Source organism: Galbibacter sp. (assembly GCF_048266365.1).
Lineage (GTDB): Bacteria > Bacteroidota > Bacteroidia > Flavobacteriales > Flavobacteriaceae > Galbibacter.
This window is the reverse complement of record NZ_JBLWZP010000005.1, coordinates 1-24,987: the sequence shown is the minus strand read 5'-3', so window position 1 is coordinate 24,987 and position 24,987 is coordinate 1. Positions and strand designations below refer to the sequence as shown.

Here is a 24,987-nt window from a genome sequence, read left to right as displayed (position 1 = left end):
TAAACTAACCATTGACGGCGACCACTTGGTTTACCTTGTTGTCCATCATGGATTTCAACATGTTTTCAATACCATTTTTCAACGTGAAGGTAGAAGAAGGGCAGCCACTACAAGCACCTTGAAGGATAACATTTACCGTTTTAGTTTCCTCGTCATAGGATTGGAAAAGAATGTTTCCACCATCACTGGCTACGGCCGGCTTAACATATTCTTCCAAAATGTCTACGATTTGTTGAGAAATGTCGTCTAAATCTACACCATCTTCCGCTGCAGCTGTTGCTGTAGCAGCAGTTGTCGCCATAGTTGCTACTGCTTTAGGAGCTGTGGTTTTAGTAACTATTTCCTTTCCTTCTTCAATGAAACTACGGATGTATTCGCGCAATTCAACTGCTACATCTTCCCATTCAGCAATGTCGTATTTTAGAATAGAAATGTAGTTATCAGTGATAAAAACTTCTTTGACAAAAGGGAAATGAAATAAACCGGTAGCCAATGGCGAATTTTTAGCTTCTTCTATATTTTTAAATTCATTGGCTTGAAGCACCAATTTTTTATTGGCGACAAATTTCAAAGCTGCAGGATTAGGCGTACTTTCTGCGTATACTGTAACTGGTACTTTAGAAGGTGTGTTTTCATCTTCTATGATTACAGGTTCTCCTGAATTTAAGTAATTTTCAATTTGTTCTGCTACCTCGTTTTGTACCTCTGGCCATTCTACAATGTCATAGCGTTCTATGGCAACAAAATTTCCGGAAATATATACTGTTTTGGTGAATGGCAAATAAAATAACTGTTTAGCCAATGGAGAATTCTTTGCTTCATCCACATTTTTAAACTCGTAATTTTGTTTGCGAGTTAAAAAGACATCGGCTTCAAATTTTATAATAGTAGGCCTGTTGGTAGGCTGTATCTTGATTGTAATCTTTTCCATTTCAATTGATTTAGGTACAAAATTACAAAACCATTTGATTCTTATGAAGGAAATATTGTTAAGCTGTTCGTTGTTGGTCGTTTTTTGATTCTTTTTTAGTCTTAGCCCTGTATCTTTGCTAAAAACAAAGCTTATGATTATTAAAACAATCAACGGGAAGAATCCTGAATTTGGAAAGGACATTTATATAGCCGAAAACGCTACAATTGTTGGAGATGTTATCATTGGGGATCATTGCAGTGTATGGTTTAATGCCGTAATTCGTGGCGATGTAAACGCCATCAGATTAGGTGATAAGGTGAATGTTCAAGACGGAGCTGTGATTCATTGCACCTATCAGCGCTTTGCTACCCAAATAGGAAATAATGTATCTATTGGACATAATGCTATAGTCCATGGTTGTACGATAGAGGATAATGTACTTATAGGAATGGGGAGCATTGTTATGGATGGATGCGTCGTGGGACAAAACTCCATCATTGCTGCGGGTGCAGTGGTGACACAAAACACTCAAATTGAACCTGGGAGTGTCTATGCCGGGGTTCCCGCAAAGAAAATAAAGGACATTGATGAAAATCTTAGCAAGCAGGAGGTTGAGCGCATTGCGAATAATTATCTGAAATACGCCTCTTGGTTCAAAGAAAGTGATGAAAACCATGGCGATTAAACCACAATTCACTTCAAATGACGCTACTTATTTCTCAGATTCAAATGGTAGTGTAAATCATTGTCATTTGTCCTTTTAGGTGTCTAATTAAGGCTTTAGAAATGGAGTAGTTTATGTCAGGGTTTTCAAAAATTGTTTGAAGAATTCTTCGGCCTTGGCTAAATATTATTATTACTTTTGGAGATTCAAAACCTAGGAGTACAAAGTATCAGCAGTAAATGTTGGGTGCCAAATACTTAAAACTAAATTAAAAAACAACGCAGATGAAAGCATTTATTTTTCCTGGACAGGGAGCGCAATTTGTGGGTATGGGAAAAGATCTTTACGAAGGTTCTGCCTTAGCGAAGGATTTATTTGAACAGGCCAATGAAATATTAGGATTCTCCATTACTGATATTATGTTTAACGGTACGGCAGAAGGTCTTAAACAAACAAAAGTTACGCAGCCTGCTATATTTTTACATTCTGTAATTTTAAGTAAAACACTGCAGAATTTTAAACCAGATATGGTTGCCGGACATTCATTAGGAGAGCTTTCCGCTTTGGTTGCCAATAAAACATTGAGCTTTGAAGACGGATTGAAATTGGTTTCTCGTCGTGCACTAGCTATGCAAGCTGCCTGTGAGATTACTCCGGGAACAATGGCTGCTATTCTAGGGTTAGAGGATGCTGTTGTTGAACAAGCTTGTAGTGAGGTTGATGGTGTAGTGGTAGCTGCAAATTACAACTGCCCAGGTCAGTTGGTAATTTCCGGAGAAGTGGAAGCTATAAACCAAGCTTGTGAATTATTGAAAGAAAAAGGTGCGCGTAGAGCTTTGGTATTACCTGTCGGAGGTGCGTTTCACTCACCTTTAATGGAACCAGCGAGAGAGGAATTGGCTGCTGCAATAGAGCAAACTACTTTTGCGCAACCGATTTGCCCAGTATATCAAAATGTAAGCACAACCGCGGTAAGTGATCCAGAGGAGATTAAGAAAAATCTAATTGCACAACTTACGGCCCCGGTGAAATGGACACAAAGTGTTCAGGAAATGGTAGCTGACGGCGGGGAAAGTTTTACAGAAGTAGGTCCCGGAAAGGTGCTACAAGGCTTGGTTAGAAAGATCCATCCTGATGCAGAAGTGGCATCGGCATAACAGTCCTTGTTTAAAAAAAATATAAAAAAGGCTTTCTGGACACTGTTCGAAAGCCTTTTTTATTTTTTTGTTTCATTTTTAAAACTTCTGGAATTGGTTCAAACTCCTTATTTATGTTAGAACCTTTAGGTTTTACTGCAACATGATAACTACGTACTATTTTTAGAAAAAAGTTAAATATTTATTAAAAAAAGTCAGAAAACTTAACGAAATTCGTATATTAATATATAACCAAAACACTTTTTATTATGTTACGTTGGACAATTATATTACTTATTGTAGCGATTGTTGCGGGTATTTTAGGATTCGGCGGAATTGCTGGGACCGCGGCAGGTATTGCAAAAATCTTATTTTTCGTCTTTCTTGTGCTTTTCGTGATCTCATTGATTGGGAGAATAACAAGGAGGTAATTACTAACCAATTAAATACTAAATCATGAAAAAAATCGTTTTAATTCTGGCTGTTCTATTTTCTGTAACTGCCTTTACCATGAGTTGTAAAGAAGAGAAGAAAACACCCGTAGAGCAGGTGAAAGAAGCTGCTGATGAAGCAGGAGATAAAATCGAACAGGGTGTTGAAGAAGTTGAAGATGAAATTGATGATATGACTGATGAAAACTAGATAAGTTCTAGTGTGATCATTTTAATTAAAAAGAGATGTCTCTTATATTTTTGCGTCTGAACTTTAGGATTTTTTAAAGTTCAATTAAATGCTGTTAGACGCCAAAATAAGTGTAGAGGCATCTTTTTTATGATATCTTCACTAATCCTAAAGACAAATACTTCCTATTTTTGTAAAAATTTGAATTCAAATGCCGAAGATCTTATTAATTGAAGATGATGTTACTTTTTCAGCCATGTTGGAGCGATTCTTGAGGAAGAATGGTTTTGAGGTGGAGGCTAGCTATTCATCAGAAGAGGCTCAAAAAAAGTTGAAAGGAAGTAGTTACGATTTAGTATTTACGGATCTGAGATTGCCTGATGATGACGGAATTAGTGTGCTTACTAAGGTGAAGAATCAGCATCCGGATACGCCGGTGATCTTAATGACAGGCTATGCTGAGGTGTCTACTGCGGTAAAGGCCATGAAAAAGGGCGCCTTTGATTATATATCCAAGCCTTTTAACCAAGATGAAGTTTTAGTCGTGATTCGAAACGCACTGAAAAAGGAAGATAGTACGGCATCAGAGATCAAGGTAAAGAACAGTGATGATAAAGGCTCTATAAGACCTGTAAAGACAAGAGTAGCTGGGATAAGTAGCGCTTCTAATAAACTTAATGAATACATTAAATTGGTAGCTCCAACCGATATGTCGGTGTTGATTATCGGAGAAAGCGGAACCGGTAAAGAGGTGGTGGCTAGAAAAATTCACAACGATAGTTTACGAAAGGACTTTAGCTTTATTGCCGTGGATTGCGGGGCTATTCCAAAGGAAATTGCTGCCAGTGAATTCTTTGGTCACATCAAAGGATCTTTTACGGGAGCCGTAACCAATAAAACAGGTCATTTTGAAGCTGCCAATGGCGGGACAATCTTCCTAGATGAGGTTGGAAACCTATCTTATGAAAATCAAATACAACTCCTAAGAGCACTTCAGGAGCGCAAAATAAAACCTATTGGTAGTAATCAAGAAATTGAAGTAGATATTCGGTTGATTACCGCGACCAATGAGGATTTATTAAAAGCTGTGGAAAAAGGACAGTTTAGGGAAGACCTCTATCACAGGTTAAATGAATTTACTATCCAAGTTCCGAGCCTTGATGAACGCAAGGAGGATTTGATGATTTTTGCAGAACACTTTTTAGATATCGCCAACAAACAACTCAATAAAAATGTACTGGGATTCTCAGATGAGGTGATTGGTGTATTTCAGCAGTACAAATGGCCTGGGAACCTTAGAGAGATGTTGAATGTGATCAAGCGATCAGCTCTGTTGAGTCAAGGAGATCTTATTCAAAAGGATGTACTTCCAGCAGAAATCAAATCTCCTACAGGGACGCATACTTCAGAGAAGAAGTCCTTTTCAAGAAAAGAAAACGAACGAGAGCTCATCATCAATGCCCTACACGAGGTGGATAATAACAAATCCAGAGCAGCCAAATTGTTGAATATCACTCGTAAGACTTTATACAATAAAATTAAGGAATACGAAATCGATGCCTAGTTTTTTAGATGGGCATCCAAAGCTTGAAAGGTGATTTTTATATTTCTTTTGAGTACTTGGTAATTTTCCAAAACCAAAGGGGACTGATCATCCTTAAAATGCTCCATAAAATGCAACAATGGAACCACCGTTTGGGCATCTATTTGTTTAAACATAGTTTGCATTTTGTGGCCTAAATCACGTACAGTTTTATAATCCTTTTTATCTATAGCCTTTTTGAGAGCCCTCATGTCTTTATGGGTGTTTTCTGTAAACACTTCCAAGACTTTTTTTACGGCGGATTCGTCTTCCAAAAAGGAGGTTAAAGCACTTAGGTTAAATAATTGATGTTCTTTATTTTCAGGGCTTTGTTTCGGGGTCTCTTCTTCTGTTTCTAAAGATGACTTCTGATCCAATACCTGATCAATAGTTTGTAGCAATTGATCGGGATGGTAGGGTTTGAATAAAAAGCCTGCAAACCCAGCTTCTATATAACTCCTCTTATCAAGATCCTTTCTTCCGGTTACGGCAATGATGGGTTGACCCTGATATTCGTATTTTTTTTCAGATCTTAGGGTTTCCGCAAAGAAGAATCCGTTGAATGACGGTAGTTGAATGTCAGTGATTATAAAATCATAAGAAATAGCATTGATATTTTCCAAGGCTTCCTTGCCACTGCTAAAGGGGTGAACCTTGATGTTATTCCGTTCTAGAATTTCTTTGTTCAAATGTAGTAATGCTAGATCATCATCGATGACAATTGCATTATGGGCTATGTTGTTGTGCTGATTTTCTTTTGCGGGATCCTGAAGTTTTTGATTGCTATAAATGGCGGGGAAGCTCAAAGAGAACGTGCTCCCTTTCCCAGGTTTGCTTTCTAAAAACAGATTGGCGCCAAGGAGGTTGGCTAATTTTTTTGAGATTGTCAGCCCAAGTCCACTACCGCCATATTTTTTCTCGGTATCGTTATCCGCTTGGGTGAATTCTTCAAATATGATGCTTTGCTTTTTTTTCTCAATACCAATCCCTGTATCGATTACTGAAAGGGTTAAGATGTTTTCTTTCTGTGAATTTTGTCGAATCCTCGCCCTGATGGTAATGCTGCCCTGCTGGGTAAACTTATAAGCATTACTAACCAAATTTGAAAGTATTTGCTTTATTCTAAAGGCATCTCCGACTATGGGTTGATCAATATTTGGATCAATATCAATGATCAATTCAATAGGTTTATCTGGGTAGAGAGACTGTATGTTTTCAGCGGTTTCCTTAACCAGGGTATGAAGGTTGAAGATGATCTTTTCTATTTTAATTCTGCCTGCTTCTAGTTTGGAAAAATCAAGGAGATCTTCTACCAATTGGGAAACGTATTTGGAGGCATTCTTTATGCGATCCGTATAATGAGATTCTTTTTCACTCAGGAAGGAGTCTTTGAGAAGTTGGGTATAACCGACAATAGTGCTCAAAGGGGTCCTTAAATCATGACTGACCATAGAGATCAGTTGCTCCCTGCTTTTTAATAGGGATTTATTGTGTTCATTTGACGCTTCGATTTGCTTCTTGTACCGTTGACTCCTCCAGGAATCTCTCAGTATGATTATAGAAAAAACAATAACTAGAATAGCACCGATAACCGCCGCGATGGTAATTACTCTAATGCTGCGTTGTAATACCTTTTCCCTCTCAGCATTTATCAATTGGGTGTTGTCGACAAAATCATTTTCGAAGGCCGTTAGGATTTGACGTAACTGTTGAGAGGTGTTCAGATCGTTTCTCAGTAATTGCCTTTCCTTGGCATCTAAAGATGTCTTTTGCGAAGCCGCACTTTCTTTGACATTTTGGAGCATCTCTCTTGAGGCGGAAACAATAGAGTCCAAGGTGTGCTGATCCACGGTATTGCTCGAATCCCTAGGGATATACCTATTGTATATACTGTTGATCTCGAGGAGGATCTCTCGTGTTTTTGGGTCTAAACTATCCGGCTCTTCTACATAATCCTTTAAGGTCAAACGGCCTAACTTTTCTTCAATACTGGCCAAGCGCTCAATGGCAGTGTCCAAGGATTTTTCAGATTTATCATTGATACGCAACTCCCGTAGTTCGTTGATGTTTTTTATTTTTTGATTCAGCAGCAGATTTACACTGTCTAATAGTTTTGATTGATATGGCTCGTTAATCAGGAGTTTGAGGGAATCAATCTGTATGGCGATAGAGTCGTTTTTAGATAAAAAATTAATATATGGTGTCTGGTTATTGGATTGAATGGCCGCCCGAGCGAAACTTTCACTCTCGTACATAAGGGTCAAGAGTTTTCCGATTCTTAGAATCTTATTTTTTTCCTGAGTGTCGTCTTTTTGTGCTTTGGTAAATGAACTGATTTCCTTGCTAACAATCATTCCTACGATTACTACAAGTGCAGCAAGTGCAAGATAACTGAGAAGGACTTTCAGAGGAAGTCTGTTTTTACTTTTTTCCATTGTTTAAAGTTAATCAAAGCGTTCAAAAGGTCGGCAAAAAAGTTTTCATCAATTCAGTGTAAAAGATATGGGTGATTTTGTACATTTGCCGCATCTCAAAGGGGTGCTTTATTATGTAACGTCCTAGATTTTGTTTGGTATGCATACAAACAAATTTTTAAGACAACATAAAAGGCTGAGATTACACCCATAGAACCTAGAACAGATAATGCTGTTTAGGGACAACCGAAAACAAAGTTTTACCATTTTGTATTAGGATTACGAAAGTAAGTATTCTAATTCAAGTAAATCTTTTCAGTTCGGAGGAAATCAATTTATTTAGGAACGATGAATAATGACCCCTTTTATTCGTAAAATTATTACGAATGAAGTTTTTATTCAATTTTTTAATTTTGGTGTGCCTTGCGCTACAAGCCCAAGGACAGCAGTACAATGTTCACGGTAGATTAACCGACCCCCAAGGAGATGGGGTTGAAGCAGCAACAGTAGTGCACCTCGAAAGTGGAGCGGGTGTACTGACTGGTAGCAATGGTTATTATCAAATAGAACTCCCAGAAGGGGAGCAACAGCTTTCATTTAATTTTTCTGGAGAACACCCCATCGTAAAGCATATCATGCTACAAAGTGACACCCTTTTGAATGTTCAAATTTCACGGCGGGATGTGTTGTTGGATGCGGTATTGGTATCGGCTGTACGGGCCAACGCAAATACTCCAGTTACTTTTTCCAATCTATCAGCCAAGGATATTGAATCCAGAAATCTGGGCCAGGACATCCCTGTGCTTTTGAACTATCTTCCTTCGGTGGTTACCACTACGGATGCAGGAGCAGGTGTAGGATATACAGGGATTCGAGTTCGTGGTAGTGATGCGACTCGTGTGAATATTACCATTAATGGAATCCCCTATAATGACGGGGAGTCACAGGGGACTTTTTGGGTGAATATGCCTGATTTTGCCTCCTCAACTCAGAATTTGCAATTACAGCGTGGTGTTGGAACATCAACTAATGGTGCAGCCGCTTTTGGGGCAAGTTTAAACATTCTAACTGACGGGATATCCAAGGAAGCTTATGCAGAGATTTCTGGATCGGTGGGTAGTTTTAATACCCATAAGGAAAACCTAAAATTTAGCAGTGGACTTTTAAACGATCACTTTGAAATCTCAGGCCGACTCTCTCAGATCAAATCTGATGGTTATATTGATCGCGCATCTTCTGATCTGGAGTCTTATTTCTTGCAAGCGGCATTTAAAAATGAGCATACGCTGATAAAAGCCTTGTTATTTGGAGGTCAACAGGTTACCTACCAATCCTGGAATGGAATCGAGAAATGGCAAATGGAGCAATATGGGCGAACCTTTAACAGTGCCGGAGCGATATACAATCCAGATGGAGCTGTAGTAGATTACTACGACAATGAGGTCGATGATTATAAACAAGATCATTTCCAGTTTCACTGGAATCAGCAATGGAGTTCTGCTTGGAGCACAAACCTAGCTCTCCACTATACCCGTGGTAGAGGCTTTTTTGAACAGTACAAACAAGACCAAGCTTTTGAGGATTATAATTTGGAGCCCATCGAAAATTCCGGTACTACTATTAATACAACTGATTTGATTCGGCGACGGTGGTTGAGTAATCATTTTTATGGAACTACTTTTTCTGTAAACTATAATAGCCAGAAGCTTGAATTCATCGGAGGAGGTGGTTGGAATAATTATGAAGGTGACCATTTTGGAGATATTATATGGGCTAGATACGCTTCCCAAAGTGAAAAAGGAGATCGGTATTACGATGATAATTCTAAAAAAACAGACTTTAATACCTATGCTAAAGTTACCTATTCGGCCACTGATAAGCTGAGCCTCTTTGGAGATGTTCAATATCGTCATGTGAGTTATCAGGCCAATGGGGATGAAACAGGTTTAGTTGATGATGACTTTAACTTTTTTAACCCTAAGGCAGGGATTACCTATGACTTGAACGCCAATCAAAATCTTTATTTCTCCTATGCCAGAGCGCATAGAGAACCTAATAGGAACGATTACGAATCTGGAGATCCTAAGCCGGAAACACTCAATGATTTTGAGTTGGGATGGCGTTATAGCACATCCAAGATACGTATCAATGCCAACACCTATTATATGCGTTATAAAGATCAATTAGTGCTCACTGGAGAACTCAATGATGTAGGGGCGCCTTTGCGTGAAAATGTTGGAGACAGTTATAGGTTAGGTCTTGAGGTGGATGCTTTGTTCTATCTTGGGGATCAATTTATTATAAGGCCCAATGTAGCATTGAGTACCAATAAAAATTTAGATTTTTATACGCATGAGGACGGAGAAGTACAAGAACTTGGAAATACAGATATTTCGTATTCCCCGGAGGTCGTTGCCGGTAATGCTTTTACCTATAAGCCAAAAGATAACATTCAGTTATCCTTGCTATCCAAGTATGTGTCCTCACAATATTTAGGAAACTCAGACGCGGAAAATTCAAAATTGGACAGTTATTTTGTCAATGATCTTAACCTGCAGTACATCATTATACCTGATGCGCTGATTGAATCGATCACACTAAATGCTTTGGTCAACAATATCTTTGACGCTACCTATAGTTCTAACGGATTTTATTACACCTATGACCTTAATAATGAAGATGGCTCTGTGACCACTAAAGATGGTACGGGCTATTATCCTCAGGCTGGAATAAACTTTTTAGTGGGTGCAACTATTCGGTTTTAAGCTATATTATAACACACATAGGTTCAAGAGTTTTAAGGAATTCTTGAGCCTTTAATTTGAAATAGTAATGCTGTTACTTGCCGAGCTGTAATAGACATTGTAGGGTTGTAGCGTATAGTACTTTTTATCATCTTTTGTATCCGGATTGGTCAAGATGCTTCCTGTTAAGAGATCGTATTTATAGTCATCACAACCACAGGTAACAATTGGACTACTCAAGCTCATGGCGAGGCAATCACCATTTGGGATGTGATTTGGACATGCAGCTTCCCAGGCTGTAAATGTTCCGCCTCCAAAATTGTATACGAATACCCCTGAAATTCCAACATAGGGTTCGTTGACGTAAATTGCAGAACCAGGATTTCCAATGTTGGCATATTTAGGTAATTCTAAATTTATCTGATACTTAAAGCTAGGTCTTGCCAGATAAGGGTTGTTGTCAAAAGACTCATCACTACTACAACTGAGTAATGTGGATATAATGACTGTTAAGAATATGAATTTTTTCATGTAAATATTTCAGGTTAACAATTTACAATTAATTTACTCTTGATTAAAATTTTGTATATTTGTTTAAATCCTCTTTGGACAAGGAGGATTTTTTGTATTTATAAACGATGAAGTTATGAGTAAAGTATCTTATTACACCGAAGAGGGGATCAAAAAGCTTAGAGCTGAATTAGATCAATTGAAAAGTGTCGAGCGAGCAAAGGCTTCTCAAGCAATTGCAGAGGCTAGGGATAAGGGGGATTTGTCTGAAAATGCAGAATATGATGCCGCGAAGGAAGCTCAAGGACTTTTAGAAATGAAAATTTCTAAGTTAGAAGAAATTATGGCCAGTGCCCGTATTATAGATGAATCACAATTGGATACCTCCAAAGCTTTGGTGTTGTCTACGGTTAAGATTAAAAATCAAACCAACGGGATGGAGATGACCTATAAATTAGTGGCAGAAAGTGAAGCTGATTTAAAATCCGGTAAAATATCGGTGAGTTCACCAATAGGCAAAGGATTGTTAGGGAAATCTGTAGGGGACATCGCAGAAATTAGTGTACCCAATGGAACTCTTAAATTTGAAATTTTAGAGATTTCCAGGAATTCTTAATTCTTTTCCACATTAGGATTTTTTGTATATTTCACCTTTATTCTACCAAAAATCCTTTAAACAATGGAGAGAAGAAACTTTATAAAAAATACGTTATCTACCAGTTTAGGGGCTTCGATATTACCTGTCGGAGCCTTTGCTTATTCTAAGACTTCTGAAAAAAAGACGGAGAAATATCCTTATAAGCTCAAATATGCGCCTCATATTGGGATGTTCAAAAATTTGGCTGGGGACGATGTCCTTGACCAATTAAATTTCATGGCGGATCAGGGGTTTACTGCCTTTGAAGATAATGGAATGCCACACCGCTCTGTTGAACAACAAAATGCGATGGCTAAAGTGATGGAGAAAAGAGAGATGACCATGGGTGTGTTCGTAGCACATACAATATACTGGTCAGAGCCTAATCTCACTAGTGGTAATTTAGAAAAGCGTGCTGAGTTTTTAAAAGAAATTGAAGCTTCAGTAAAGGTGGCCAAAAGGGTAAATGCTAAGTGGATGACTGTAGTGCCAGGTTTTGTAGATCTAAGACAAGATCATGGCTATCAGACGGCTCATGTAGTGGAGTCTCTAAAACAAGCTGCTGCGATTATAGAGCCTCATGGTATTACCATGGTTCTAGAACCGCTAAACTATAGAGACCATCCTGGTTTGTTCCTAAAAAAATCAGCACAAGCCTTCGAAATTTGTAAAGCCGTAGGTTCACCATCCTGTAAAATTCTTTACGATGTCTATCATCAACAAATTACTGAAGGGAATCTCATTCCAAACATTGAAGCGAGTTGGGATGAAATCGCCTATTTTCAGATGGGGGATAATCCTGGAAGAAAAGAACCCACCACAGGAGAAATCAATTATAAAAATATATTCAAGTACATCCACGATAAAGGATTTGAGGGTGTTTTAGGAATGGAGCACGGAAATTTTAAACCGGGAAAAGAAGGAGAGCTGGCACTGATTAAAGCTTATCAAGAAGTTGATAATTTTTAATTTGAATATTCACTATTATCAGTTACTCCTCTTAAGAGGAGTAACTGATATCCTTTAAATGTTATGTAGTCCTACCGAAGTGGAAATCCTTAAGCGGCCCACCACGGATGGATTTCAACTTTGAGTTGGCCTGCTTTGACCATGGGTCTGCACGAGCTAAGCTATCGGCCATCTCCATAGTTGGGACATTGTAAATTGTGACTCCATGAATATCGCTATCAACTTCAAAGGGTCCTGAAATATTGGCATAGCCCTTTTGATACATTTCACATAAATAGGCAAGATGCAATTGTTGCAAACTATCCAATTCATTATGAGATAGGGTCTTGATATCCGACGACTTTAAAAATGCATATAGTACTGCTGCATCAGAATGGTATCTCCCGATTAGTCATCAATATAATCGATGATTTTAAATCCATTATCGGTTAATGTTTCTTTTATTGTTGCCGTTGAAGGGGTTTCGTTGATGGCATCTAACAATATATGTTCAATTTAATCTTGTTTAGTTTGACATCTGCAAAGTAGGACAAGGAGACAGCAAGCAGTGATTGTTTTACTAATGTTGTTCATGCTCTTTATTTACAGGGAATTATTCTAAAGCCATTTTGAATAGGGCACATTGGCGAGTTGAGAATTGTAATATTTAGGATCTCCTGTTACTTCTTCTCCAAGCCATTCGGGTTTTAGATAGGTTTCGTCTTCGGAATTCAGCTCTACTTCTGCAATGACTAGTCCCTCATTTTCTTCCAAGAATTCATCGACCTCAAACAGGTGATTTCCGGACCTCACCTCATAGCGGTACTTATCAATAATCGGCCTTTCACAAAGTGATAATAGGTTTTTAGCCTCTTCAATTTCAATTTCCTTTTCCCATTCAAATCTACTGGTTCCGGAGGCATTAGAGGCACCTTTGATGGTGAGATATGCCTTTTCTGCCCGAATACGAATGCGTACGCTACGCTCAGGGTGTTTGCTGAGGTAGCCCTGAGCAATTTTGGTTTTATTGATGGCCTCTTTTTTGTAAGCATCGGAGGTTACTAAAAATTTGCGTTCAATTTCAATCATAAGAATTTGCAATTTCGTGTATGGTAAGATTATCTATTCGTATCTCTTTATGCTCAGCGTTGGCAAGGTAAACCATTGCTTTGGCTATTTTGTTTTCTGAAACAGGTTGATATTTCTTTAAAGGGCCAACTTTTAGTAAAGGCATTGCTTTAGAGAGTTGCTTAAAAATCCATTCTCCAAATCTTTTTTCCTTGCGATTACCTTCAATGAGTGAGGGCTGTAAAATATGAGTTTTTTTAATGTCGAACTTCAGCACCTTTTGTTCCATAAGCCCCTTCGTTCTGTTGTAAAATAGCTTACTTTTTTCATTGGAACCCATGGAGGAAATCACTATAAAAGTTGGGATATTGTTTTTTTTACACAACTCAGCCGCACTAACCGGAATGCCATAGTCTATGGCTTTGTAGGTGTCCTTATTAGGTGTTTTTGCCTTGGTTGTGCCTATACAGCAAAACACATCATCCGCTTTAAATACAGATTTGTAGTTGCTTAGCTGAAAGAGATCTATGAAGTACTCATGGATTTTAGGATGCTGTATACCAGTACTTTTTCTTGAAAATAAAACAATGCGCGAATAGCGGTCATCTTCCAAAAGTTGAAGGAGTAAACTATTCCCGGTAAGACCAGTAGCCCCGAGTATAATAGCTGTTTTATTCATAATTCTCTCGCAGTTTTTCTAAACCTTAAAGATACTTATTATATATAATTGTGCCTTTATATAGCGGTGAAAAAAGCCTGCACTTCCCCCAAGTCAGCCACATTGAAGTTTATCGTCGTTTTTGTTGGATAATTCCCCTCGGGTTGATTAACTATTTATCTTTGCTGTATGGCAACAAGACTTTTTTAATCCAATTACCGGCCATTTGGCTGTATACCATTTCAGTCTGATTTCCTCGAATGTTGAATAATCTTGAGTTTGATCAAGGCTAATTTATCTATTACAATCGCGATTTTTACTGTACACAAATTCACGATCGGGAAGCCGCATGTGATGGATTGTTGTCCAACAACATTTATCAAATTCCAAAAACAGTCTTAGGTGAAAGGGAGGATCTTATAATTAGGTCTGTGCTGGAGCATATGCTAGAAGAATTTGAAATTGCAGCTTCCATCCTAGAAGAGATGCTGCGTATCTATCTTAAACAAATCATTATACGGGCTACATGCCTTTGGAAAAAGCAACAACTTGGAGGTCTAGAGCGTGAGTCCCATCACGAAGTTGTATCTTTAGGAAGTTTAGTCATCTTGTAGAAATTCTTTATCGATCGAATCATCTGGTGGGTGATTATGTGGAACTACTAGGTGATGCACCAAAAACATTGACGCATAAGTTTAAGAAGTTTGAATTGCCATCACTTAATGAGGTGATCAAGGAACATATTTTACTAGAAGCAAAACGCTTGTTAGTTTATACGAGTTTAAGTGCCAAAGAGGCTGCCTACGTCTTAGGTTATGAAGATCCAGCTTATTTCAACTGCCTGATGAGTAGGAAAGTAGGATATGCGCCAAATGTTTTCCGTAAAAAGTACCACGAAGGTAAAAATGTACAATTAGTATAGAGTTATATCCATTTTTGGATACCTATAGCTGACATATCTTTGTGATATCCAAATCAAATGATAGTTTAATTTATTTAAAACAAAAGATATGAAACGAAAAGCACATGCCGTTTGGAATGGAAGTATTAAAGAAGGCAAAGGACATTTAACTACAGGCAGTACCGTCCTTAGTCAAACACAGTATTCATTTAACAGCCGATTCGAGGATGGTTTAGGAACCAATCCAGAAGAATTGTTAGCTGCAGCGCACGCCGGTTGTTTCACGATGAAATTAAGTTTAGATCTTACCCAGGCAGGTTATGAAGTTACCGAGCTTAAAACCAGTTCTGCCATTACCTTAAAAGAAGGTAAAATCACTTTGTCAGAATTAAACCTTGAAGCCGTTGTTCCTGGAATAGACGATATCACTTTTCAAAGAATCGCTAAAGGAGCAGAAAAAACTTGTCCTGTAAGCGAGGCATTCAGTTTTGACATTGTCCTTCATGCCCAGCTGAAAAATCAAATATAAACCAATGGAATAAAAAAAGATATGAAATCGCTACAATACCGTAAATATTTTAATCACATTATTCGTATTAACCACAAACACAACAGTTATGTCACAACAAGTAGAGCCACGTCCTTTTAAAGGACAAGAGGATCCCCAAGTAAGTAAAGGGGTTCAAGAATTCTTAAGCGTGTTAAACACTAGTGGTGGTACGCCATTAGAAACTTTGACTCCAGAAGATGCCAGAGCCGTATTGGTAAGTGCCCAAGCATCCGTAAAGTTTGATTATTCTGGAGTTGAAGAATCAGAAAAGGTCATTACCCATCAGGGTAAAACCATGACCATACATATTGTTAAACCAATAGATGCACAAGAAAACATACCAGTTTTTATGTTCTTCCACGGTGGAGGATGGGTTTTAGGAGACTACCCTACGCATAGAAGGTTGGTTAGAGATTTAGTTCTCGCTAGTGGAGCAGCCGCTGTATTCCCCGACTATACACCAACACCCGATGAGCAATTCCCAGTAGCCATTCATCAAGCTTACGCTGCCACATCCTGGGTTGCTAAACACGGAAGTGAAGTTGGAGTTGATGGTAAAAGACTAGCCGTGGTAGGAAACAGTGTTGGTGGAAACATGGCTACCGTAGTCTCATTATTGGCCAAAAGCAACAAAGGCCCAGAAATTCGACAACAAGTATTGTTATGGCCTGTTACTGATGCGGACTTAAGTAGACCTTCTTACACCCTATATGCTGAAGGACGATTCTTGACAGCCTCACTTATGAAATGGATGTGGGATTTGTACTTGCCAGATGAAAGTGCTCGTAAGGATATTTATGTCTCTCCATTACAAGCGAGTTTAGGAGAGTTACAAGGTTTGCCGCCAGCACTTATTCAACTGGCAGAAAATGACATCCTATTTGATGAAGGCTTAGCTTACGGCAGAAAATTAGACCAAGCAGGTGTGCCTACCACAATTACCACTTATAGTGGAATGATTCATGACTTTGGATTGTTGAACCCACTAGCTGATGAGCCAGCAACAAAAGTTGCTTTGTTACAAGCTGGTTCAGTGCTTAATGATGCGTTATCAAAATAAATACATGGATTGCATATTAGTTTTATTAAAAAAGGGAGAGTCGCAAGATGACTTTCACTTTTTTAATAGATTTTAAGTACCTTAGTAGGTGCTTAAATCCAGCAGCAAAGTGTCTTTAATCTTTAAAAATAGCCTAGAGAAATTTATCACTATAGATGACAAAACCATTGGGGAGGTACTGCGATATTTTGACCGGGTGACTTTTAAAAAGAAGCAAAACCTTTTGGAGGAGGGAGACTTTTGCACCTATCATTATTTTGTAGAACAGGGCTGTATTCGCAAATTTTTTCTCAAGGATAATGGAGTAGAGCAAACTACAGAATTTGCTTTGGAACAGTGGTGGATGACCGATAACTTTGCCTTCGAAAATAAAGTTAAAACTTCATTTTACGTCCAAGCTGTAGAACCTTCAACGGTATTACAAATTAGTTATGATCAAAGACAGGCCTTGTTATTCGACCACCCCATCATGGAGCGTTATTTTAGAATGGTGTATCAGAGGGCTTGTGCGGCGTCCGAAAGAAGAATTCGGTTTCTGTATGAGTTTAGCCGGGAAGAGTTGTACTTCCATTTTGAACAGCATTACCCGGAATTCGTTCAACGTGTTCCGCAGTATTTGTTGGCTTCTTTTTTAGGTTTTACGCCGGAATATCTAAGTGAAATACGAAGTAAGCACCGTTCTTAAACTGGTTTAAGTTTTTTGTCGTTATAGGTTTTGATCTTTGTATCAACAAATACATCTAAAAGTCATGGAAAAACGAATTAACATTCACAACCTCGAACCTCAAGCCTATAAAGCAATGCTTGGATTGGAAGCATATCTGGCAAAAACAGACATTTCCAAAACCATAAAAGAACTTATCAAAATCAGAAGTTCACAAATAAACAGCTGTGCTTATTGTATCAACATGCATACAAAGGACGCCCTTGCTCATGGAGAGACCCAACAACGTATTTTCCTATTAAGCGCTTGGAGAGAGGCTCCAGATCTCTTTACAGATCAGGAAAAAACAGCTATCGAAGTGACAGAGGAAGTTACTTTGATTCACCAACATGGACTGCGAAGTGAAACCTATCAAAAAGCACTGCAATTCTTTAGTGAAAGTGAAATTGCTCAGCTTGTCATGGCCATAGTGACCATTAACGCTTGGAATAGAATTGCCGTGAGCACAAATATGCCTTTAGAGGATTAACATTGGACTCTTTTTTCTAGAGTGAATATGTCTTAAATTTGAGCATGGAAAACCAGTTGCCGATCAGAAAGATTATTCATGTGGATATGGATGCATTTTATGCTTCTGTAGAGCAATTGGATTTTCCTGAGCTCAGAGGGAAAGCGCTGGCCGTGGGTGGTAATGAGGTACGGGGAGTTGTATCTGCTGCCAGCTATGAGGCTCGTGCATTTGGGGTTCATTCTGCAATGAGTGGCGCCATGGCAAAGCGGCTGTGTCGAGAACTTATTTTTGTTCCCCCAAGATTTGATCGGTATCGTGAAGTTTCTTTGAAAATTCGTGAAGTGTTTTATGACTATACTGATTTGGTTGAGCCGCTATCTTTGGATGAGGCCTATTTGGATGTTACCGAAAATAAAAAAGGGAACCCTTCTGCCACGCTTATTGCTTCAGAAATTAGAGAACGTATTTTTAAGCAGACAGGTCTTCGGTGTTCTGCTGGAATATCGATCAATAAGTTTGTAGCTAAAATCGCAAGTGATTTTCATAAACCAAACGGCCAAAAAACAGTGGAACCCGATGAGGTGATTCCATTTCTAGAAGACTTAGATATTCGTAAATTTTATGGAGTTGGAAAAGTAACTGCCCAAAAAATGTATCAGTTAGGGGTTTTTACTGGTTTAGACCTCAAGAAAAAATCTATTGAATTTTTGACAGAGCATTTTGGGAAAAGTGGCACTTTGTATTATAATGTGGTGCGTGGGATTCACAACAGTCCTGTGAAACCTAATAGGGTTCCGAAAACAGTAGGTGCCGAACGTACCTTTAGTGAAAATCTCAGCAGTGAGGTGTTCATGCTAGAGCGGCTTGAACCCCTAAGTAAAGAATTAGAACAGAGACTTCGAAAAAATAAAGTGGCTGGAAAAACGGTTACCCTAAAAATAAAGTACAGTGATTTTAGCCTTCAGACCAGAAGTAAGACGTTGGATTTCTACATTTCAGACAAGAGTTTGATCTTAGATACTGCCAAAGAGTTGCTCTATCAGGAAAAGCTTCAAAACTCGGTGCGATTGCTCGGAATTTCATTGGGAAACCTAAATGCAGATGCCCCACAAACCCTTACAGTACCCGAAAAATCCCTTTCTGTTCAACTGAAATTTAAGTTTTAATTCTAATCGAACCAATCGCTTATCAATCGAATAGGGATAAGGTGGGAAATATAATTAAAACTTGAACTTTCAAATCGCCCTCAATTGGTTGGAATTTAGTAATTTTGCCAACTTTAATACCGTAAATTCAATTCTTTTTTTATTGATTTGCGTTTGAGAATAGATATTAATGTTATGCCGATAATCCGCATGGTGTTATTGACAAGCTAACCCTTTTATAATGAAGTTTACAGAATACAATGGACTGAATTTACCCAAAACTGCAGAAGAAATTTTAAAGTTCTGGGAAGAAGAAAATATTTTTGAGAAAAGCATCAGTAGCAAAGATGAAAACAAACCGTTTGTTTTTTATGAAGGTCCACCTTCAGCTAATGGTCTGCCTGGAATTCATCACGTTATGGCTCGTGGGATTAAAGATATTTTCTGTCGGTACAAAACTCAAAAGGGTTATCAGGTAAAACGTAAGGCAGGTTGGGACACCCATGGTCTACCCGTAGAATTAGGAGTAGAAAAGGAACTCGGGATAACCAAAGAAGATATTGGAACAAAGATTTCTGTAGAGGACTATAACAAAGCCTGTAAAACGGCTGTTATGCGCTATACAGATATCTGGAATGACATGACCCGAAAAATTGGGTACTGGGTAGATATGGAAGAGCCATATATCACCTACAAATCCAAGTATATGGAAAGTGTGTGGTGGTTGTTGAAACAGATCTACGACAAAGGACTAATGTATAAGGGGTACACCATCCAACCTTATTCACCAAAAGCTGGAACAGGGTTGAGTTCGCACGAGCTTAACCAACCTGGAACCTATCAGGATGTGACCGATACTACAATAGTCGCTCAGTTTAAGGCAAAAGAAGATAGTCTTCCTGAGTTTTTAAAAGGACATGGGCCCGTTCATTTTTTAGCATGGACAACGACACCTTGGACTTTGCCGTCTAACACGGCACTTACCGTTGGAGCAAAGATTGATTATGTACTTGTGAAAACCTACAATCAGTACACCTTTGAGCCTATTAGTGTGGTCTTGGCTAAATCCTTAATGGCTAAGCAATTTAGCGGCAAATTCACCCAAGTTGATGACCAGGAGACTTTAGAGCAATATAAAGAAAGCGATAAAAAGATTCCTTACTTAGTAGTAGCTGAAGGAAAGGGTGCTGATATGGTTGGTGCAACTTATGAGCAATTGTTGAATTATGCGCTTCCATACCAAAATCCTCAGCATGCCTTTAGAGTGATCGCTGGAGATTTTGTTACTACTGAAGATGGTACAGGTATTGTTCATACCGCTCCTACCTTTGGTGCGGATGATGCTAAGGTAGCCAAGGAGGCTAAACCCGAGGTGCCACCTTTATTGGTGTTAGACGAAAACGGAAATGCAGTACCGCTTGTTGATTTACAAGGAAGGTTTAGAGCTGATCTTCCGGAGATCGGAGGAAAGTACGTGAAAAACGAGTACTATGACCAGGCTGAAGCACCTGAGCGATCTGTTGATGTTGAAATCGCTATTAAATTAAAAGAAGAGAACAAGGCCTTTAAGGTCGAAAAATATGTACACAGTTATCCACATTGTTGGCGTACCGATAAACCAGTTCTGTATTACCCATTGGATTCTTGGTTTATCAAAGTGACCCAAGTGAAGGATCGCATGTATGAATTAAATAAAGAAATCAATTGGAAGCCAAAAGCCACAGGAGAGGGAAGATTCGGAAATTGGTTGCAAAATGCCAATGACTGGAACTTATCACGTTCCAGATTCTGGGGTATTCCACTTCCAATCTGGCGTACTGAGGATGGTAAGGAAGAGGTGATCATCGGATCTCTTGAGGAATTAAAAGACGCCATAGCTAAGGCTGTTAACGCCGGTGTGATGGATAGAGATATTTTTGAGGAGTTCGTTGTAGGGGATATGAGTGAGGACAACTATGAAAAGGTGGATCTACACAAAAATATAGTGGATAAAATCGTTTTGGTTTCTTCTAACGGTCAGCCAATGTATAGAGAGGCTGATTTGATTGACGTTTGGTTTGATTCAGGATCCATGCCTTATGCACAATGGCACTACCCTTTCGAAAATAAGGAAAAGATCGACAGTGGTGAAGCCTTTCCGGCTGACTATATAGCAGAAGGAGTGGATCAAACACGGGGATGGTTTTATACCCTTCACGCCATAGGAACCATGGTTTTTGATTCTGTAGCTTATAAGAATGTAGTGTCCAATGGACTAGTCTTGGATAAGAATGGCCTGAAAATGTCCAAGCGTCTAGGTAATGCCGTGGATCCTTTTAAAACCATAGAAGAGTTTGGTCCGGATGCAACACGTTGGTATATGATCTCTAACGCTAACCCTTGGGATAACTTGAAGTTTAATGCAGAAGGGGTGGCTGAGGTCCGACGTAAATTCTTTGGAACCTTATACAACACCTATTCCTTCTTTAGCTTGTATGCTAACATTGATAAATTCAGCTATCAAGAGGCGGATATCCCATTAGAACAACGACCTGAAATTGATCGTTGGATACTTTCAGAATTGAACTCTTTAATTCAAAAAGTAGATCAGGCCTTAGAGGATTATGAACCTACACGGGCCACAAGAGCTATTTCTGATTTCGTTCAAGAGAACTTGAGCAACTGGTATGTTCGCTTGAGTAGAAGGCGTTTTTGGAAGGGTGAATACGGACAGGACAAGATAAGTGCTTATCAGACGTTATACAACTGTTTGGTGACTGTTGCTAAGCTTTCGGCACCGATTGCGCCATTCTATATGGATCAATTGTACAAGGATTTAGTTGCGGTAACAGGCAAGGAATCTGCTGAAAGTGTTCACTTGGCTGATTTCCCGGTTTTTGTCGACAACTTTGTTGATAAATCGTTGGAAAGCAAAATGGAAAAGGCTCAAGTGATATCATCGCTGGTATTATCCTTGCGTAAAAAGGAAATGATAAAAGTACGTCAACCGCTGCAAAAGGTAATGATTCCGGTACTTGACGAGCAGCAACGTGATGAAATTAAGGGAGTTGAGGATCTCATTAAATCAGAAGTTAACGTCAAAGAGATTAGTTTGATCGATGATGCTTCGGGCATCTTAATCAAGCAAATCAAGCCTAATTTTAAGGTGTTAGGCCCCCGATTCGGAAAGGATATGAGGTTGATTTCCAGTGAAATAGCTAAATTAGAACAGCCAGACATCCAGGAAATCGAACGCCTAGGCCAAATAAGTATGGTTATTAACGGAAAAGATGTAACTTTAGGAATCGATGAGGTTGAAATTTCATCGCAAGACATTGAGGGTTGGTTAGTAGCCAGTTCTGGTGCGATTACTGTAGCATTAGATGTTACTATTACTGAAGAGCTACGTAAAGAAGGTATTGCTAGAGAGTTAGTCAATAGAATTCAAAATTTACGTAAGGACTCGGGGTTTGAAGTGACAGATAAGATAGATGTGAAGCTCCAAAAGGACGGTTTCGTGGAAAAGGCTGTAGCGGACAATATGACGTACATTAAAACAGAAACACTGACAGCACAACTGTATTTTGAAGATCATCTAGAAGAGGGTACAGAAATTGCCTTTGATCAGGTGAACACCAAGTTAATTATTCAAAAACACTAGTATGATGGAAACAGATGTAAAAGAAAGATACTCTGATAAAGATTTAGCAGAATTTAGAGCACTTATCGAAACTAAGATAGAAAAAGCTTATCAGGATTTAGAGCTTCTGAAAAGTGCTTATAAAAATGACGGAAATAACGGTACAGACGATACTTCCCCTACCTTTAAAGCCTTCGAAGAAGGTTCAGAAACTATGAGTAGAGAAGCGAACACTCAATTGGCATTAAGACAAGAGAAATTTATTAGGGATCTTAAGAATGCCCTGGTTCGTATTGAAAATAAGACCTATGGTATTTGTAGAGTAACAGGGAAGTTGATCAATAAAGAACGTCTTAAATTGGTGCCACACGCAACCTTGAGTATTGAAGCTAAGAACATGCAATAGGTGGAAGTAACAAATCAGATATACAACAGTAAATAAGGAAAACGCTTTGACGAGAAGCGTTTTTCTTATTTTAGGGCAGTTGATTATGATGCTTCCCTGAATAATTAATTTTTTAGCCGAATAAAAGAGTCATAAATATTTAGGGTCGAAAAATAGAATAATATCCTTATTTTTATGGCCTTTTAAATTAAGTTTCCATAAGCATGTCATTAAAAAAAGCATCATTTATAATTATACTGGTTTTGTTAATAGACCAGATTTCTAAGATCTATATAAAAACCAATTTCGTATTGGGTGAATATGTAGAGGTTTTTAGCTGGTTTAAAATTTTATTTATAGAAAATGAAGGTGCTGCTTGGGGAACTAAAATCAGTGACATCATCCCATTTGTTTCAGATGAAGCCGGTAAGCTTGCGCTTACCGTATTTCGATTGCTAGCCATTTGTGGAATCGGTTATTGGCTTTACAACTCTATTCAAACGCGAGGTACAAAAATCTTGATTTTGGCTCAAGCCTTAATTTTTGCCGGTGCACTAGGAAATATCATCGATTCTGTGTTCTACGGACTTATATTTGACGAGAGCTATGCACAGGTGGCGACATTGTTCGCTGAAACCCCATACAGTAGTCTATTTCACGGTAAGGTTGTAGATATGCTGTATTTTCCACTTATCGATACGGTTTGGCCAGAATGGATGCCTTGGTTGGGTGGAAAGTCACTTCGATTCTTTGAACCTGTTTTCAATATTGCGGATACTGCTATAAGCGTAGGAGTAGGGGTGTTGCTTGTATTTAACAAGAAGGCCTTCCCTCAGGATGATAAGTCTTAAAACTTAAAAACGTTTTCTGGAGTAATACAATAATCTAAAGGGATATCATCGGTGTTGATATCTGAGATGATTTCGTCTTCTGCGGGATAAAAGGATAGTCCGATCTTTAGGATGTCTAACCTGCACTCTGCTAAAAATCTGTCGTAAAATCCTTTGCCGTACCCAATGCGATTTCCCTTGCGGTCATAGGCGAGAAGTGGGATAAAAACAACTTCTACTTGGTCGGCCGGCATTTGAATTCCTTGTTCTGGTTCTGGTATGCCGTACTTGTTAATCTTGATTATAGTACTATCGGTAAGTAAGTAATGTGTGAGGGTTCCCTGCTTGAAATTACTTTTTGAAAGTAATACATTTTTGTCTTTCCCCTGTAATACACTTAAAAGAAATTCGGTGTTCACCTCCTTTTGGCGGTCGATGCTTAAAAAGATATGATAATTTTGGTGATCCCAAAGTCCATCAACCTTTAAAGTTTGGTTGGCTATTGCGATACTGTATTGCTCTATCTGCTGCTCAGTGAGCGTTTCTCGTTTATTTTTGTATAACTTACGAAGTTCAGATTTACGCATTTTACACTTTTTCGAACATCTCTTCGAGCTCACCAAGTGAAATGGGTTTTACCCAATAATCCGATACTTCTTCGAATTCTTTTGCTCGTTGAATGTCATCTGGGTTAATTGAGGAGCTCACCACATAAAGTGTAATGGGACGCTCCATCTTTGATTTTATCTTCACAAACTCTTCTAGAAATTGCCACCCATCCATTACAGGCATGTTAAGGTCTAATAATATGACTTGTGGTATTTTCTCTTTTTCAGGTTGCTCGAAAATATCTTTGAAATAGGTAAAGGCTTCACTGCCATTTTCAAAGACTAAAAACTCTTTACATAATTTTTTGATATCCAGTAATCGGGATAACATCTTTACGTAGAGTTTATCATCATCAATAATACAGGCTAGGTCAATTTTATGATTCATTTGTATTAAGTTAGGGGTGCAATAATTGCGGACATCTAAGGTTAAACTTCAAATGCAGCAGCGCTATAGTTTCTCTCCTTACGGAATTCAGCATATAACTGCAACTCATCCTTGAACTCGCGTGTCCCTTTCGAGTCTTTAATACCATTAACTGGTAATGCAATGATACAAAAATTTTCATTTACAATCCATCTTATGAATGCGATATTGTTGTTTTCCGTACTGTTGACATGCACAATGGAGATGTTATAGGTTAGTAGATGCTTCCAAGTCCCACTACATTGTTTTTAATAAATTCATAAACTTACTGCGCAAACCCATTGATCTTTAATGGATGGGAACAAAGCAGTACTCCCCTTTTTGTTAATAACTATTTTTTATTGACTGGTAATCATGTAGCAACTTTTATGAACTTTGTACTATGAAATTGA

Annotated in this window: 27 protein-coding genes; 18 read left to right on the top strand and 9 right to left on the bottom strand. The window is 38.5% G+C overall.

Annotation, left to right across the window (positions count from 1 at the left end; translation table 11 throughout):
- Positions 1 to 4: 4 nt before the first annotated feature.
- Complete coding sequence (locus ACN0TV_RS09120) at positions 5 to 931, bottom strand: NifU family protein (RefSeq protein ID WP_417362277.1); 927 nt, start codon at positions 929 to 931, stop codon at positions 5 to 7.
- 133 nt (positions 932 to 1,064) lie between these two features.
- Here ACN0TV_RS09120 and ACN0TV_RS09115 point away from each other — a divergent pair, with 133 nt between their 5' ends.
- The 5 genes from ACN0TV_RS09115 to ACN0TV_RS09095 all read left to right on the top strand — a co-directional run bounded on the left by ACN0TV_RS09115 (position 1,065) and on the right by ACN0TV_RS09095 (position 4,898).
- Positions 1,065 to 1,598, top strand: coding sequence for a gamma carbonic anhydrase family protein (locus ACN0TV_RS09115; RefSeq protein WP_417362275.1), 534 nt, complete (start codon positions 1,065 to 1,067; stop codon positions 1,596 to 1,598).
- A gap of 263 nt (positions 1,599 to 1,861) precedes the next feature.
- Complete coding sequence (fabD, locus tag ACN0TV_RS09110) at positions 1,862 to 2,734, top strand: ACP S-malonyltransferase (protein ID WP_417362274.1); 873 nt, start codon at positions 1,862 to 1,864, stop codon at positions 2,732 to 2,734.
- A gap of 248 nt (positions 2,735 to 2,982) precedes the next feature.
- Complete coding sequence (locus ACN0TV_RS09105; protein WP_417362272.1) at positions 2,983 to 3,144, top strand: DUF1328 domain-containing protein; 162 nt, start codon at positions 2,983 to 2,985, stop codon at positions 3,142 to 3,144.
- A gap of 25 nt (positions 3,145 to 3,169) precedes the next feature.
- On the top strand, positions 3,170 to 3,355 hold the full coding sequence (locus tag ACN0TV_RS09100; protein ID WP_417362270.1) for a hypothetical protein: 186 nt from the start codon (positions 3,170 to 3,172) through the stop codon (positions 3,353 to 3,355).
- A 190-nt stretch (positions 3,356 to 3,545) separates the two neighbouring features.
- On the top strand, positions 3,546 to 4,898 hold the full coding sequence (locus ACN0TV_RS09095) for a sigma-54-dependent transcriptional regulator (RefSeq protein ID WP_417362268.1): 1,353 nt from the start codon (positions 3,546 to 3,548) through the stop codon (positions 4,896 to 4,898).
- Here ACN0TV_RS09095 and ACN0TV_RS09090 read toward each other — a convergent pair.
- Entirely contained in the window at positions 4,895 to 7,351 is a 2,457-nt protein-coding gene (locus ACN0TV_RS09090; RefSeq protein WP_417362266.1) for a hybrid sensor histidine kinase/response regulator, read from the bottom strand. The genes ACN0TV_RS09095 and ACN0TV_RS09090 overlap by 4 nt on opposite strands.
- Positions 7,352 to 7,716: 365 nt before the next feature.
- On the opposite strand from ACN0TV_RS09090, the gene ACN0TV_RS09085 reads away from it, so the two are divergent.
- Entirely contained in the window at positions 7,717 to 10,095 is a 2,379-nt protein-coding gene (locus ACN0TV_RS09085) for a TonB-dependent receptor (RefSeq protein WP_417362264.1), read from the top strand.
- Between the two features lie 51 nt (positions 10,096 to 10,146).
- Here ACN0TV_RS09085 and ACN0TV_RS09080 read toward each other — a convergent pair whose 3' ends face one another.
- Positions 10,147 to 10,605: a hypothetical protein gene (locus ACN0TV_RS09080; RefSeq protein WP_417362262.1), complete on the bottom strand. Its 459-nt coding sequence runs from the start codon at positions 10,603 to 10,605 to the stop codon at positions 10,147 to 10,149.
- 115 nt (positions 10,606 to 10,720) lie between these two features.
- On the opposite strand from ACN0TV_RS09080, the gene greA reads away from it, so the two are divergent.
- Positions 10,721 to 11,200, top strand: a complete 480-nt coding sequence (gene greA, locus ACN0TV_RS09075) for a transcription elongation factor GreA (RefSeq protein WP_417362260.1) — start codon at positions 10,721 to 10,723, stop codon at positions 11,198 to 11,200.
- Between the two features lie 63 nt (positions 11,201 to 11,263).
- Positions 11,264 to 12,190 (top strand): hydroxypyruvate isomerase family protein, encoded by a 927-nt coding sequence (locus tag ACN0TV_RS09070; protein WP_417362258.1) that lies wholly within the window; start codon positions 11,264 to 11,266, stop codon positions 12,188 to 12,190.
- A gap of 61 nt (positions 12,191 to 12,251) precedes the next feature.
- Here the strand turns inward: ACN0TV_RS09070 and ACN0TV_RS09065 are convergent, their stop codons facing one another.
- The 3 genes from ACN0TV_RS09065 to ACN0TV_RS09055 form a co-directional block, all read right to left on the bottom strand.
- A complete protein-coding gene (locus ACN0TV_RS09065) occupies positions 12,252 to 12,488 on the bottom strand; it encodes a YciI family protein (RefSeq protein ID WP_417362256.1) in 237 nt (78 codons plus the stop codon).
- A gap of 299 nt (positions 12,489 to 12,787) precedes the next feature.
- On the bottom strand, positions 12,788 to 13,258 hold the full coding sequence (locus ACN0TV_RS09060; protein WP_417362254.1) for a CYTH domain-containing protein: 471 nt from the start codon (positions 13,256 to 13,258) through the stop codon (positions 12,788 to 12,790).
- A complete protein-coding gene (locus ACN0TV_RS09055; protein WP_417362252.1) occupies positions 13,251 to 13,916 on the bottom strand; it encodes an NAD(P)H-binding protein in 666 nt (221 codons plus the stop codon). The genes ACN0TV_RS09060 and ACN0TV_RS09055 overlap by 8 nt, the downstream gene beginning before the upstream one ends.
- A gap of 341 nt (positions 13,917 to 14,257) precedes the next feature.
- Between ACN0TV_RS09055 and ACN0TV_RS09050 the strand changes: the two genes are divergently transcribed.
- From ACN0TV_RS09050 to ACN0TV_RS09005, 10 genes are all read left to right on the top strand, one after another.
- Entirely contained in the window at positions 14,258 to 14,509 is a 252-nt protein-coding gene (locus tag ACN0TV_RS09050) for a hypothetical protein (RefSeq protein ID WP_417362250.1), read from the top strand.
- A gap of 26 nt (positions 14,510 to 14,535) precedes the next feature.
- Complete coding sequence (locus tag ACN0TV_RS09045) at positions 14,536 to 14,817, top strand: helix-turn-helix domain-containing protein (RefSeq protein ID WP_417362248.1); 282 nt, start codon at positions 14,536 to 14,538, stop codon at positions 14,815 to 14,817.
- Between the two features lie 88 nt (positions 14,818 to 14,905).
- A complete protein-coding gene (locus ACN0TV_RS09040; RefSeq protein ID WP_417362246.1) occupies positions 14,906 to 15,325 on the top strand; it encodes an OsmC family protein in 420 nt (139 codons plus the stop codon).
- An 88-nt stretch (positions 15,326 to 15,413) separates the two neighbouring features.
- A complete protein-coding gene (locus ACN0TV_RS09035; RefSeq protein WP_417362245.1) occupies positions 15,414 to 16,406 on the top strand; it encodes an alpha/beta hydrolase in 993 nt (330 codons plus the stop codon).
- Positions 16,407 to 16,515: 109 nt separating this feature from the next.
- On the top strand, positions 16,516 to 17,091 hold the full coding sequence (locus ACN0TV_RS09030; protein WP_417362243.1) for a Crp/Fnr family transcriptional regulator: 576 nt from the start codon (positions 16,516 to 16,518) through the stop codon (positions 17,089 to 17,091).
- Between the two features lie 64 nt (positions 17,092 to 17,155).
- The gene (locus tag ACN0TV_RS09025) at positions 17,156 to 17,599 is read left to right on the top strand and encodes a carboxymuconolactone decarboxylase family protein (protein ID WP_417362241.1); all 444 of its coding nucleotides are present in this window, start codon (positions 17,156 to 17,158) and stop codon (positions 17,597 to 17,599) included.
- A gap of 44 nt (positions 17,600 to 17,643) precedes the next feature.
- Complete coding sequence (dinB, locus tag ACN0TV_RS09020; RefSeq protein ID WP_417362239.1) at positions 17,644 to 18,747, top strand: DNA polymerase IV; 1,104 nt, start codon at positions 17,644 to 17,646, stop codon at positions 18,745 to 18,747.
- A 220-nt stretch (positions 18,748 to 18,967) separates the two neighbouring features.
- Complete coding sequence (gene ileS / locus ACN0TV_RS09015; RefSeq protein ID WP_417362237.1) at positions 18,968 to 22,366, top strand: isoleucine--tRNA ligase; 3,399 nt, start codon at positions 18,968 to 18,970, stop codon at positions 22,364 to 22,366.
- 4 nt (positions 22,367 to 22,370) lie between these two features.
- On the top strand, positions 22,371 to 22,751 hold the full coding sequence (locus ACN0TV_RS09010; protein ID WP_417362686.1) for a TraR/DksA family transcriptional regulator: 381 nt from the start codon (positions 22,371 to 22,373) through the stop codon (positions 22,749 to 22,751).
- 203 nt (positions 22,752 to 22,954) lie between these two features.
- The gene (locus ACN0TV_RS09005) at positions 22,955 to 23,581 is read left to right on the top strand and encodes a lipoprotein signal peptidase (protein ID WP_417362235.1); all 627 of its coding nucleotides are present in this window, start codon (positions 22,955 to 22,957) and stop codon (positions 23,579 to 23,581) included.
- Here ACN0TV_RS09005 and ACN0TV_RS09000 read toward each other — a convergent pair.
- Genes ACN0TV_RS09000 through ACN0TV_RS08990 form a run of 3 tightly spaced genes read right to left on the bottom strand, consistent with a single transcriptional unit; the run spans position 23,578 to position 24,792 of the window.
- Positions 23,578 to 24,147, bottom strand: a complete 570-nt coding sequence (locus ACN0TV_RS09000) for a 5-formyltetrahydrofolate cyclo-ligase (RefSeq protein ID WP_417362233.1) — start codon at positions 24,145 to 24,147, stop codon at positions 23,578 to 23,580. The genes ACN0TV_RS09005 and ACN0TV_RS09000 overlap by 4 nt on opposite strands.
- A 1-nt stretch (position 24,148) precedes the next feature.
- Entirely contained in the window at positions 24,149 to 24,556 is a 408-nt protein-coding gene (locus ACN0TV_RS08995) for a response regulator (protein ID WP_417362231.1), read from the bottom strand.
- Between the two features lie 41 nt (positions 24,557 to 24,597).
- A complete protein-coding gene (locus ACN0TV_RS08990) occupies positions 24,598 to 24,792 on the bottom strand; it encodes a hypothetical protein (protein ID WP_417362229.1) in 195 nt (64 codons plus the stop codon).
- Positions 24,793 to 24,987: the final 195 nt, after the last annotated feature.

Coding starts and splice junctions, on each gene's coding strand:
- ACN0TV_RS09120 (WP_417362277.1), bottom strand. CDS start 931: ATGGAAAAGATTACAATCAAGATACAGCCTACCAACAGGCCTACTATT.
- ACN0TV_RS09115 (WP_417362275.1), top strand. CDS start 1,065: ATGATTATTAAAACAATCAACGGGAAGAATCCTGAATTTGGAAAGGAC.
- fabD (WP_417362274.1), top strand. CDS start 1,862: ATGAAAGCATTTATTTTTCCTGGACAGGGAGCGCAATTTGTGGGTATG.
- ACN0TV_RS09105 (WP_417362272.1), top strand. CDS start 2,983: ATGTTACGTTGGACAATTATATTACTTATTGTAGCGATTGTTGCGGGT.
- ACN0TV_RS09100 (WP_417362270.1), top strand. CDS start 3,170: ATGAAAAAAATCGTTTTAATTCTGGCTGTTCTATTTTCTGTAACTGCC.
- ACN0TV_RS09095 (WP_417362268.1), top strand. CDS start 3,546: ATGCCGAAGATCTTATTAATTGAAGATGATGTTACTTTTTCAGCCATG.
- ACN0TV_RS09090 (WP_417362266.1), bottom strand. CDS start 7,351: ATGGAAAAAAGTAAAAACAGACTTCCTCTGAAAGTCCTTCTCAGTTAT.
- ACN0TV_RS09085 (WP_417362264.1), top strand. CDS start 7,717: ATGAAGTTTTTATTCAATTTTTTAATTTTGGTGTGCCTTGCGCTACAA.
- ACN0TV_RS09080 (WP_417362262.1), bottom strand. CDS start 10,605: ATGAAAAAATTCATATTCTTAACAGTCATTATATCCACATTACTCAGT.
- greA (WP_417362260.1), top strand. CDS start 10,721: ATGAGTAAAGTATCTTATTACACCGAAGAGGGGATCAAAAAGCTTAGA.
- ACN0TV_RS09070 (WP_417362258.1), top strand. CDS start 11,264: ATGGAGAGAAGAAACTTTATAAAAAATACGTTATCTACCAGTTTAGGG.
- ACN0TV_RS09060 (WP_417362254.1), bottom strand. CDS start 13,258: ATGATTGAAATTGAACGCAAATTTTTAGTAACCTCCGATGCTTACAAA.
- ACN0TV_RS09055 (WP_417362252.1), bottom strand. CDS start 13,916: ATGAATAAAACAGCTATTATACTCGGGGCTACTGGTCTTACCGGGAAT.
- ACN0TV_RS09040 (WP_417362246.1), top strand. CDS start 14,906: ATGAAACGAAAAGCACATGCCGTTTGGAATGGAAGTATTAAAGAAGGC.
- ACN0TV_RS09035 (WP_417362245.1), top strand. CDS start 15,414: ATGTCACAACAAGTAGAGCCACGTCCTTTTAAAGGACAAGAGGATCCC.
- ACN0TV_RS09025 (WP_417362241.1), top strand. CDS start 17,156: ATGGAAAAACGAATTAACATTCACAACCTCGAACCTCAAGCCTATAAA.
- dinB (WP_417362239.1), top strand. CDS start 17,644: ATGGAAAACCAGTTGCCGATCAGAAAGATTATTCATGTGGATATGGAT.
- ileS (WP_417362237.1), top strand. CDS start 18,968: ATGAAGTTTACAGAATACAATGGACTGAATTTACCCAAAACTGCAGAA.
- ACN0TV_RS09010 (WP_417362686.1), top strand. CDS start 22,371: ATGGAAACAGATGTAAAAGAAAGATACTCTGATAAAGATTTAGCAGAA.
- ACN0TV_RS09005 (WP_417362235.1), top strand. CDS start 22,955: ATGTCATTAAAAAAAGCATCATTTATAATTATACTGGTTTTGTTAATA.
- ACN0TV_RS09000 (WP_417362233.1), bottom strand. CDS start 24,147: ATGCGTAAATCTGAACTTCGTAAGTTATACAAAAATAAACGAGAAACG.
- ACN0TV_RS08995 (WP_417362231.1), bottom strand. CDS start 24,556: ATGAATCATAAAATTGACCTAGCCTGTATTATTGATGATGATAAACTC.